We start from the raw sequence: 12,351 nt of genomic DNA on the forward strand, positions 1-12,351 counted from the left end.
ATATGGAACAAACGTTAAGATGGTTCGGGCCAAACGATCCCGTTTCTTTACAAGATATTAAGCAAACCGGCGCTACCGGAATTGTAACTGCATTGCACCATATACCAAATGGACAAGTTTGGGATATAGAAGAAATTATTAAACGAAAAGTTGAAATAGAACACGAAGACGGAGATCCTAAAAAAGGGGCATCCGGTTTGACATGGTCTGTGGTGGAGAGTATTCCGGTTCATGAAGATATTAAAAAACAAACCGGAAATTATCTTCAATACATTGAAAACTATAAAGAAAGCATTAGAAATCTGGCGTTATGCGGTATAAAATGTATTTGCTATAATTTCATGCCGGTTTTAGACTGGTCGAGAACAGATCTTGCTTATGAAACAGCTGACGGTTCGAAAGCTTTACGATTTGACATTAATGCTTTTGCGGCTTTTGAATTGTACATTCTAAAAAGACCGGGAGCAGAAAATGAATATTCGGCAACACAAATCGAGAAAGCAAAAAGCTATTTTGAAGCCATGACTAATGCTGATAAAGTAAAATTACAGCAAAATATTCTGGCGGGACTTCCTGGTGCTGAAGAAGCGTATTCTGTAGAAGATTTCCTGATTACTTTAAGCGGTTACAATCATATTGACAGAAAGGCTTTGAAGGAAAATTTATTTTTCTTCCTGAAAGAAATTATTCCGGTTGCCGAAAGCAAAGGGGTTTTAATGGCAATTCATCCTGACGATCCACCCTACCCTATTTTGGGATTGCCAAGAGTCGTAAGTACTGAAGAGGATTTAATCGAACTTATGGCTGCTGCCGAATCAAAATCAAACGGATTCACGATGTGTACGGGTTCATACGGCGTAAGAGCTGATAATGATTTACCGGGAATCGTAAGACGTCACGGCGATAAAATGAATTTTATTCACTTAAGAAGCACGGAAAGAGATGCTGAAGGAAGCTTTTATGAAGCCAATCATCTTGAAGGCGATGTAGATATGTACGAAGTAGTAAAAGCGATCATTGAAGTCGAAAACAGAAATAACAGCCAATTGCCAATGCGTCCGGACCATGGACACCAAATGCTGGACGATTTGAATAAAAAGACCAATCCGGGATATTCTGCGATTGGGCGTTTAAGAGGTCTAGCTGAATTGAGAGGCCTTGAAATGGGAATTAAGAAGTCGCTTTAGGATAATCTCGCAAAGTCGCAGAGGCGCATAGTTTTTCTATTACAATTAAGTTGTCAAAAAATTGCGAAAGCGCAAAGATTAAACGCAATCTTGTCATCCTGACGGAGGAAGGATCGCACACGTAACTCGACAAATATTAGTGAATTACTATGCGGAATTCTTGTGTGATCCTTCCTCCGTCAGGATGACAAAAACGAGTATAATCAATATAAAAAAACTTTGCGACTCTGCGACTTTGCGAGAGATAATAAACAAAAAACCTTGCGTCTTTGCGCCTTCGTGGCACAAAAAACTAACTAACCAAATAACCACAACCATGAACCGCCAAACTATCCTTATTTTTTGCAGCCTTTTTGTAAATAGTGTTGTAATGGCACAGCAAACACCTAAAATACTCGCGGATTCAAAAGCGAACTATTTACCTGATTTTAGCTATGCAGGTTATCATTGTGGCGAAAGCAATCTTCCTGAAGTACAGGGAAAAATCATCAACGCAACTGATTATGGCGTAAAGGCAAATGATGTTCTTGATGATTCGAAAGCTTTACTAAAAGCAGTAAAAGCAGCAAATGCAATTGAAGGAAATGTGATTTTGCAATTACCGGCAGGAAGAATAATCCTAAGTGATATTGTATATATCGAAAGAAGTAATTTTGTACTTCGCGGTGCAGGTTCTGGCGAAAATGGAACTGAAATTTATTGCCCAAGACCTATGATGTATCTTAAAGATTCTGAGTCTTTGGCTGAACTTCGCGAATACCTGACTACATTGGATAAAAGACAACGCGAACCAGAAAATAATGTCGATTTGCCTTTCTCGCAATATGCCTGGTCGGGCGGATTTATCTGGACGCAAGTTCCGGGTGAACGTGTAAAATCGTATCTGGATAAATATGAGCCTACGCCAAATCCGTTAGCGAAAGTGAGTTCTGGAAATATGGGCGAACATACCATTTCGGTTTCGGAAGTTAAAGGATTGAAAGTTGGCGATATCGTCGAATTACAATTGTTTAATAAGGATGGTGAAAACGGCGAAATCATAAATGATTTATACAAAGGCGCGAATGTAAAACCGGGTTCTCATCACTGGAAATTCCCTAAACTTCCCATCGTACGACAACAGGTAGAAATTACTAAAATTTCGGGTTCAAAAATCACGATTAAAACGCCTTTGACGATTGCGATAAAACCAAGTTATCAGGCACAATTGGTCGAATGGAAACATCTTGATGAAGTAGGAATCGAACATCTTCGTTTAACTTTTCCTGATATCCCAAGAGTGGCACATCACGTAGAACCGGGGAATAATGCAATTTTTTTAACACGTGTTTTTAATAGTTGGGTAAAAGATGTCAAAATCACCAATTCTGACAGCGGAATTTTAGCCGAAGAAATATCAAATGTTACTGTTCAGGATATTGTGACAGACGGAACGCATATGGCGCATTATACAGTGACACTCGGCGGCGTACATAATGTATTGGTAAAGAATCTGAAAATTTATAATAAAGCCATTCATCCTTTAAGTTTCAACACTTTTGCAACTAAAAATGTGTATGAGAATTGTGAGATTTTTGCTGATGCCCTTTTAGACCAGCATTCGGGCGCGAATCATCAAAACTTATTCGATAATATCACGGTACATATAGCAGCTGATAAAAATAATAGCTATCTGTTATTTGGCGGAGGTGGTGCTGATTACTGGAAACCTTCTCACGGACCTTTTAGCACGTTCTGGAACCTGAATGTTCAGGTTTCAAATCCAAATGATAAACCGGTTTTATTATACGGCATGAAAGACGGGCCATTTGCCAGAATTATAGGCGTGAATAGCAATACTAAATTTGAAGTAAAATATGAACCTGATGCTTATATTGAGTTTCTAAATACGCCAATGGACAAAATTCCTTCGCTATATGATTATCAATTAAAAAAGCGGTTGAAAAGATAATCTCGCAAAGACGCGAAGTCGCAAAGTTTTTTTTAAGTAATTATTTAGCGTACTGTTTCTCATTTCGAGGAACGAGAAATCTCCGCGAGAAGCTCTACAAAGATTAGGTTCTCGTTACGGAGTTACTTACGGAGATTTCTCCTTTGTCGAAATGACATAAAATGAGAAAAAAACTTTGCGACTTTGCGAGAGATAATAACCACAATAAAACATAAATGCTATGAAATACAAAGTAGCTTTTCTATTAATCGCAGCCATTTTCGGAAACGTATTTTCGCAAAATAAATACCGTCTTAAAAATATCTCTACTACGGATGGACTTTCGCAGAGTTCTGTTATTGCTATTCATCAGGATAAATTTGGGCAAATGTGGTTTGGTACGCGCGATGGTCTTAACAAATATGACGGAAGTAAATTCACTGTTTTTAGAAATGATGTCACGAATAAAAATTCGATAAGCAACAATGATATTTTATCTGTCGAGGAAGATAAAAAGGGAAAAATATGGGTTGGAACTTACAACGGACTCAATTGCTACAATCCGGTTAAAAACACTTTTAAACGTTATTTACATACCAAAACAAATCATACGATAAGCAGCAATGCAATTTGGTCAATCAAGGAAATTGGTGACGAAATGTGGTTTGGAACTTCAAAAGGATTAACGATTTATAATCAAAAGTCGAAACAATTTATATCTGTTTTTCATTCAGATACTGATACTTCTACCCTGCCAAGCAACAACATCTTAAGTATCTTAAAAACCAAAAAAGGAGAAATCTGGATTGGTACTACAAAAGGTTTATGCCAGCTTTCGAGCAGGAAAAACGGAAAATTATTTTTTAGAAACTATCCACTAAATGCTACAGATCAATTAAACGTTCAGGCTATTACCGAAGATGATTCAGGCAATTTATGGATAGGTACAAAAAACAAAGGACTTTTAAAATTTGATAAAACGTCTAATGCATTTGTTTCTTTTTTATCACAGGATCAATACCGTGAAATAAATACTGATATTCGTTCTCTTGCTATTGATAATCAAGGTTCGTTATGGATTGGAACGTATGACGGAATCTATATTTTAGGAAAAGATAAAAGCATCCAAAAAATAAATAATAGCAATAACAGCAACGGAATCGATAAGGTTAAATCCGTTTATATCGATAAAAAAGGTTCTGTCTGGATTGGCTGTTATTATAAAGGCGTTAATATTTGGGATATTTCGAATGTGAATTTTTCGAATTACAATCAGAATTCGAAAAAGATCCCGATGAGTTTTGATGTCGTAAGTTCGATCATTGCCGATAAAAACCAGAATATCTATTTTGGAACTGAAGGCGGCGGAATTACGATTTATAATAAAAATACCGAAGCCGTAAATTACATCAACAGCAAAAGCGGACAAACGGTCAAAAATGATATTAAATCGATGTGTCTTTCGGGAGACATTTTATGGATTGGGACTTTCTCAAAAGGATTATCGGCTTATAACGTGATTTCAAAAAGAATTGAAGACAACAGAATTGCTGCTGATTTAAATATTTTATTAAAAGAATCGGGCGTATATTCTATCAAAGCAGAGGGAAATGATATCATCTGGATTGGTACTTTTGGCAAGGGATTAATTCGGTACAATACTATTTCTAAAACTTTTGAAACTATAGGAAATGATACTACAAAACCCAATTATCTCACTAACAATATTGTTAGGACTATTCTTGTCGATCAAAAAAAAGGGATTTGGACGGGTACACAAAACGGACTGAATTATATCCCGCTAAACAATTTTTCTCCGGAGAGATATTCTATCAAACATTACTTTTTTGATTCGGCTTCTGCGTCAGGCGATGATATCCTCACTTTGTTTCAGGACAGTCAAAAGAAAATCTGGGTAGGAACAAAAGCAAAAGGACTGCATTATTTTGATGGAAAAAAATTCAATAAAATCAATTTAAGAGTTGGCAATACTGTTATCACTTCTATACATTCTATCCTGGAAGACGATGATAAAAATTTATGGATCAGTACCAATCAGGGCATTATAAAATACAGCACCACATTGAAAACGGTTGTTATTTATGATCAAAAAGATGGTTTGGCAAGTAATGAATTCAATGATAATGCGGCATTAAAACTAAACTCGAATCAATTTTATTTTGGGAGTCCGTCCGGGGCAACATATTTTGATGCCAAGAAAATTTCCTTAAATACCTATGCTCCAAAAGTATTGATTACCAACCTTAAAATCAAAAATCAAACAATTCACGCGAATGATTCTTTAGGTATTTTAGAAAAAAGCATTGGTTATACCAAAACTATTACTCTGGATTATGACAAAGCAAATTTCTCTATAGATTTTGCAATCCCAAGTTATATTCGATCAAAAAATAATCAATACAGTTATCGAATGGTTGGCCTGGAAAATAACTGGACCGTAACTAAAAGTACTGAGGCTATTTTTGCAATTCAGAATCCCGGAACGTACACGTTTGAAGTAAAAGGCGCGAACAATGACGGTGTCTGGAACAAAAAAACCACCACACTTACTGTAATTGTAAAACCGGCTCCGTGGCGCAGTATCTGGGCATTTTTATTATACGGGATTGTGATTGGTTTAGGTTTATATGGTTTGATCTGGATTATGAAATCGAAAGCCAGACTGAAACAAAAACTGGAATTAGAATATCTGGAAACCAAACGTATCGAAGAAAACAATATCGCCAAACTGGATTTTTTTACTAATATCTCGCACGAATTCAGAACTCCGTTAACCTTGATATTAGGACCTTTGCAGCAAATTCTCGCCAATTACAATGGAACAAACGAAATGTATAAAAAGTTATTGGTTATTGAAGGTAGCGCCAATCATCTTTTGAGTTTAATAAACCGTTTAATGGATTTTAGAAAACTCGAAAACCATCAGGTTACGCTGGAATCTGCCGAAGGAAATATTGTAAAATTTACTAAAGAAATCTTTTTGTCTTTTATCGAATATGCTAAAGATGGTGGTTATACTTATACTTTTGAATCATCTCACGAAGAGATTCTCGTCTATTTTGACCGTTATAAACTGGAGCGTGTTTTTTATAATCTGATTTCAAATGCTTTTAGATATACTCCTAAAGGCGGAAACATCCATCTTAAGATATCACACGATAATGAGCATCTTTTTATAGCTGTAGAAGATTCAGGAGTGGGAATTGCTGAGGAACATATCGATAAGATTTTTGATTTATTTTTTGAAGTTCCACTGCATAAAAGCATCCAGAAAAACTATAATAAAGGAACCGGAATTGGGCTTTCGATTGTTAAAAACATTGTAAAACTCCATAAAGGAAATATAGACGTAACCAATAAAAAGCCCGAAGGTGTGGTTTTTACAGTGACACTTCCTTTAGGACGAGCGCACCTTTTAGACAATGAGATTATCAGCGATTTTAAAATTAGTGATGACATCGATCAATACACCGCACAATTAGAAAAAACAGCAATAACAGAACCGGAAGATATTGATGACTTTGTGGTAAATGATGAAAAACAAACCATCCTGATTGTCGAAGATCATAAAGTCCTTCGATCATTTATGAAAAATCTGCTAAAAGAGGATTATAATGTTATTGAAGCCGAAAATGGAAAAGTAGCGTTCGAAAAAGCCCTTCAGCATGTTCCTAATTTAATAATCAGCGACGTTATTATGCCGGAAATGGTAGGGACAGAACTTTGCTCTAAAATCAAAGAGAATTTAAAAACAAGTCATATTCCGGTTATTCTCCTGACATCAAGAACGTCATTGGTTTATAAATTTGAAGGTTTAGAAAGCGGTGCTGATGATTATATCAGTAAGCCTTTTAATTTAATTGAGTTTAAACTCCGTGTTAAAAACCTGTTGAATTCTACTGAACGCCTAAAAAACAAATTTGCAAGCGAGGACAATTTTATTCCATCAGAAATCACCGTTTCATCCTTAGACGAAGAGTTATTAAAGAAAGCATTTAAAATTGTCGAGGAAAATATTTCGAACGAACAATTTGATATTCCGTTTTTCTGTACAGAATTAGGTGTGAGCAGGACTATGTTATTCTTAAAAATAAAAGCCTGGACAAATTTTACGCCAAACGAATTCATACATGAAATACGATTAAAACGCGCTGCACAATTATTAGAACAAAACAAATTAAATGTTTCTGAAATCAGTTATAAAGTAGGTTTCAATAATCCGAAATACTTTAGTAAATGCTTCCAAAAAAAGTATGGGGAAACACCAACTCAGTTTGCTGACAAATTTTTTAAATCTTCTTCGATAATTTAGGGAATTCGTTATTTTAAACGGTTAAAAAAAGGGTATCTGTATTTTTAGATACCCTTTTTTGTATTTCTATATCCTTCGCCACTCCTACATTTGCCCTTATGAAGATCACAAAAACAAAATTCATATTGCTGCAAGTTCTATTTGTACTGCTCATAATAGGAATGAGTTTATTGCTCTTTTATTTTATCTAACATTAACCTAAAAACCAAAATGAATGTTTACAAACCAAAATTTCAAATCGCTTAAATGGTATTTGTCGGTAGCTTTTTTACTGGTAAATATCGTTATGAATGCACAGGAAAAAAAAGTCACCGGAAAAGTCACTTCTAGCGAAGACTTACTGGGACTTCCTGGTGCGAATGTTTATATCAAAGGTTCTTCTGTAGGAGGATCTGCAGATATGGATGGAAACTATAGCGTAATCGTTTCTGATAAAAACGCTGTCTTAGTATTCAATTATGTAGGATATCAGACTGTCGAAATTCCGTTAGGCAATAAAACAGTAGTCAATGTAAGCCTTAAACCTGATACTAAAAATCTGGACGAGGTAATTGTTGTAGGTTATGGTACTCGTAAAAAAAGCGACATAACAGGTTCTGTATCCTCTGTCACGGCAAAGGAGCTTACGGCTTACCCAACATTAAACGCAGAACAGGCTTTACAAGGTCGTGCAGCGGGTGTTTCGGTACAGTCTAATAATGGTGGAGAACCAGGCGCACCGGTAAAAATCAGGGTTCGTGGAGGAACATCCATCAATGCCAGCGGAGATGCTCTTATTGTGGTTGATGGTTTTGCAGGAGTTGCTATGCCAGCGCCTAGTGATATTGCATCTATTGAGGTCCTAAAAGATGCATCGGCTACAGCCATCTACGGATCCAGAGGTTCAAACGGGGTTATTATGGTGACGACCAAAAAAGGGAAACCGGGGAAACCGGTTATCGAATTCAGTAATTCAACATCTGTACAATCTGTCAACAATAAATTGCATTTATTAAATGCTGATCAGTTTGTGGCCTATCGCAAAAGTTTTACAACACATACCGCTGCAGGTTCTGACACAGACTGGCAAGATGTAATTTATCGTGAAGGAATGATTTCAAATACTCAATTATCATTCTCCGGAGGTTCTGATAAAGTGAGGTATTATGTTTCCGGAAACTATTTTAATCAAAACGGAGTCGTGATTAATTCAGGAATCGATAAATACACTATTGTAAGTAATCTTGAAGCTGATTTATCAGACAAGTTTAAAGTAGGATTGAATTTATTTCAAAGCAAACAAAACAAAGAAGGAATTATAAGCCAAACTGGCGCCGGAGGAACTGGTGCTGCGGGTGTAATTGCTGCTGCTTACAGGTTTATGCCGGATAAAGGAATCTATAATGCTGACGGATCGTATACGACAACGGCTCCAATTGGTGACGATATTGACAATCCGTATGCAACAGCAATGGAAAACATTCTTGAAACAGTTTCTATCGTAAACAGAAGTAACTTTTTTGCATCATATCAAATTACTAAAGATTTAAATTTTAAAACAACTTTAGGATTAACAGATAATAATTCGCAAACCGGACGCTATATTCCGTCAACTTTAATTGCAGGAAAAAACATTAAAGGAGAAGCTTCTGTGACCAATACGAGATTTTCATCTTTCCTGACTGAAAATTATCTGACGTTTAAACGTGAAATTATCGATAAAGGAATCTTAACGGTTCTTGGAGGATATTCCTATCAAAAAAACAAAAATGAACGTGCTTTTGCTGCTTCAAGAGGATTTTTGACCAATACAAATTCGTATCATAATTTAGGCGCGGGAACTGTATTCCTGAAACCGGAATCGAGCTTGTCTGAAACGGAATTAATTTCGGCTTTCGGTAGATTGAATTTTGATTATGACGATAAATATTTGTTCACGTTTACCGCACGTCGCGATGGTTCTTCAAGCTTTAGTGAAAACTATAAATATGGAACATTTCCTTCCGGAGCGATTGGATGGAATATTAGCAAGGAAAATTTCTTAAAAGACAATAAAACAGTTTCTAATCTTAAATTGAGAGCCAGTTATGGTGCAACCGGAAATCCGTCTATTGATGCCTATTCTACTCTGTCAAGATTTTCAGAAATTTATGATGTAAGTGGTGACGTGATTGTAAATGCCGTTCAATTGACGTCATTAAACAACCCGAATTTAAAATGGGAAACATCATATCAGCAGGATTACGGAATTGATTTGGGTTTATTTGATAACAGAATCAGCATCACAGCAGATTATTATAAAACAATTACCAAAGATTTATTGTTCAACAGGCCTTTACCCGGAGTTTCAGGAATTGGTTCGCAACTGCAAAATGTGGGAGAATTAGAGAACAAAGGCTGGGAATTGGGTATTAATACCAAAAACTTTATTGGTGCAGATTTTACATGGTCAACAAGTTTTAATATTTCTTCGAACAAAAACAAAGTATTGAAACTGGCAGATAACAAAGATCTATTGATCAACTCTACGCCTGGACATTTTCTTGCTACAGATTCTCAGATTTTAAGAGTAGGTCAGCCGGTTGGTTCGTTCTTCGGGTTTATTTATGATGGTGTAATACAGCAAGGTGAAACTGTTCTTCCCGGAAATTTTGAAACTGTTGCAGGTGGAGAAAAATTCAGGGATGTAAATGGTGACGGAAAACTGGATTCTAACGATAAAACCATTATTGGAAATCCTAATCCTGATTTCATTTTTGGTTTCAATAATGATTTTACCTATAAAAACATCGACCTGAATATCTTCTTTCAGGGTTCAGAAGGGAATCAAATTTTAAATTATACTTTAATGGAATTGGCCTCAGGAAATAACAATGCTACGACAGAAGTTCTGGATGCCTGGACTCCAACCAATACAGATACAAATGTACCGGCAAATGCGGCAAGAACAAAAAGAGTTACTTCAAGATTTGTGTATGACGCGAGTTACATTCGTTTAAAAAATATCTCTATTGGATATAGTTTAGATGAAAAAGTAGTTTCGAAAATAGGATTGAATAAAGTTCGTTTTTACATCAGTGCGCAAAACTTATGGACTATTACAAATTATCCGGGTTCTGATCCTGAGGTAAATTATCTTAATGATACCAATGCCAGAAGTAACACCAATTTAGGTCTGGATTATGGAAGTTACCCGAACGTAAGAACTTTCACTTTTGGTTTCAATATAAAATTCTAGTTTAAAAATCGCCATGATTTCAAATTAAAAACAGAACTAAGAATGGCGAATCCATGTTCTATTAAAAATTAAACATTAACTACACATGAAAAAATATATAGCTTTTCTTTTCTTGGGAATATTCGCTTTTGGATGTTCTGATTTAGAAGAACATCCGGTAGGCGTTATTCGTCCAGATAACTTTTTTAATAATACAGATGATTTGCAAGCTGCTGTAAATGGAGCTTTTGCCAACATTGCCCATAATAATTATTGGGGAAGAGAATTTACAATTGCCTTAATGCTGCGTGACGACATGGCTGATATTGGTGACAGAACTACTCAGGCTGCACGTATCGATGTCAATGATATGAATATGAATGATACAAATGCGCTTGTGGCAAACTTCTGGCCTCAATCTTATATCATTATTACAGCAGCAAATCAGGCTATTGAAGGCGCCAAAAAAACACCCGGAGATCCTGCAAAAGTAAATGCAATTGTGGCTCAGGCTCATTTTGCTAGAGCATTTGCTTACTATCATCTGGTTCGAATTTTTGGAGATATTCCGTATATTGATTTTGTCGTAAACGATGTTGCACAGGTAAACTCGCTAAGCAGAACCAAAGAAGCTGAAGTTTACACTAAAATCATTGCCGATTTAGAATTTGCAAAACAATGGCTGGACGATAAACCAAAGGTAAAAGCAGTTCCGGGAAAAGGTACTGCAGCCGGATATCTGGCATCTGTTTACCTGACATTAGGAAATTATCAAAAAGCATACGACGAATCGAAATATGTTATTACAAACGAAGCAAAGTTTGGTTTAGGTTTAGATGCAAATTTTCAGGATTTGTTTAATGCTACAAAAGCAGCCGAACTTAAAGAACCTTTGTTTACAATCGATTTCAATAATTTAGTTTCAGGAAATTATGGTCAGGATTACACAGCCTTTTTTACCGGTTCCTTAAAAGATGAAAGCTACAGCTACGGACAGGGATTCTCTGTTGCCGTACCTTCTCTAAAAGTATTTAACGATTGGGATAAAAGAGATTACAGAAGAGCGGTAAGTTTTGATACGATAATTAGAAAAAAAGTAGGGGCTAATTTGGTCGTTTTCCCTTCAAGCGATAACGAAAAAGCGCCACGTCCGCATATTGCTAAATATTACCGTTTTCCTGGAAAAGCAGGTGCTAACGGAAGAACCTCGCAACACAATTACATCACCATGCGTTTTGCCGAAGTATTATTAACTGCTGCCGAAGCGCTTAACGAAATCTCTCCCGGAACAGCAGAAGCCGATGGTTATGTAAATCGAGTGCGTGCAAGAGCCAGAAATAAAAACGGAAAACTGGTTTCTTTTCCTGCAAATGTAACACCGGGATTATCTCAGGCTGATTTTAGAAAAATGGTCATCGACGAAAGAAGATTAGAACTGGCTTTTGAGTATATAAGATGGTACGATATCAAAAGATTGAAAAACGGTCCAGAAGTTTTTGGTCCAAATGGATTTGAGCCACATCCTAATTTTAATCCAAACAAAGATTATTTATTTCCATTACCGGGAACTGAGTTAGCGATTAATCCTAATTTAAAACCGAATAATCCCGGTTATTAATTTAACGCAATAATTATTGAACGCAGATGAAACGGATTCGCTATCGCGAAGACGCAGATTTTCGCAGATTTTTTTAAACTTTTTTTT

The 12,351-nt window shown here is 36.1% G+C and carries 5 protein-coding genes; all 5 read left to right on the forward strand.

All coding sequences use genetic code 11. The annotated features are described in order from the left end of the window. Positions 1-2: 2 nt before the first annotated feature. A complete protein-coding gene (gene uxuA / locus RC62_RS11450; RefSeq protein WP_055095355.1) occupies positions 3-1,187 on the forward strand; it encodes a mannonate dehydratase in 1,185 nt (394 codons plus the stop codon). 370 nt (positions 1,188-1,557) lie between these two features. Then, a complete protein-coding gene (locus RC62_RS11455; RefSeq protein WP_245176817.1) occupies positions 1,558-3,138 on the forward strand; it encodes a glycoside hydrolase family 55 protein in 1,581 nt (526 codons plus the stop codon). 220 nt (positions 3,139-3,358) lie between these two features. Further along, positions 3,359-7,450, forward strand: coding sequence for a two-component regulator propeller domain-containing protein (locus tag RC62_RS11460; RefSeq protein ID WP_055095357.1), 4,092 nt, complete (start codon positions 3,359-3,361; stop codon positions 7,448-7,450). Between the two features lie 214 nt (positions 7,451-7,664). Further along, the gene (locus RC62_RS11465) at positions 7,665-10,667 is read left to right on the forward strand and encodes a SusC/RagA family TonB-linked outer membrane protein (RefSeq protein WP_055095358.1); all 3,003 of its coding nucleotides are present in this window, start codon (positions 7,665-7,667) and stop codon (positions 10,665-10,667) included. Positions 10,668-10,752: 85 nt separating this feature from the next. Next, entirely contained in the window at positions 10,753-12,264 is a 1,512-nt protein-coding gene (locus RC62_RS11470) for a RagB/SusD family nutrient uptake outer membrane protein (RefSeq protein WP_055095359.1), read from the forward strand. The last annotated feature ends 87 nt before the right edge of the window (positions 12,265-12,351 follow it).

The organism is Flavobacterium aquidurense (assembly GCF_001404985.1).
GTDB classification, from domain to species: domain Bacteria; phylum Bacteroidota; class Bacteroidia; order Flavobacteriales; family Flavobacteriaceae; genus Flavobacterium; species Flavobacterium aquidurense_B.

What these genes read in the sequence shown, in the direction of transcription:
- RC62_RS11455 (WP_245176817.1), top strand. Translation starts at nt 1,558, where the DNA reads ATGGCACAGCAAACACCTAAAATACTCGCGGATTCAAAAGCGAACTAT.
- RC62_RS11460 (WP_055095357.1), top strand. Translation starts at nt 3,359, where the DNA reads ATGAAATACAAAGTAGCTTTTCTATTAATCGCAGCCATTTTCGGAAAC.
- RC62_RS11470 (WP_055095359.1), top strand. Translation starts at nt 10,753, where the DNA reads ATGAAAAAATATATAGCTTTTCTTTTCTTGGGAATATTCGCTTTTGGA.
- uxuA (WP_055095355.1), top strand. Translation starts at nt 3, where the DNA reads ATGGAACAAACGTTAAGATGGTTCGGGCCAAACGATCCCGTTTCTTTA.
- RC62_RS11465 (WP_055095358.1), top strand. Translation starts at nt 7,665, where the DNA reads ATGTTTACAAACCAAAATTTCAAATCGCTTAAATGGTATTTGTCGGTA.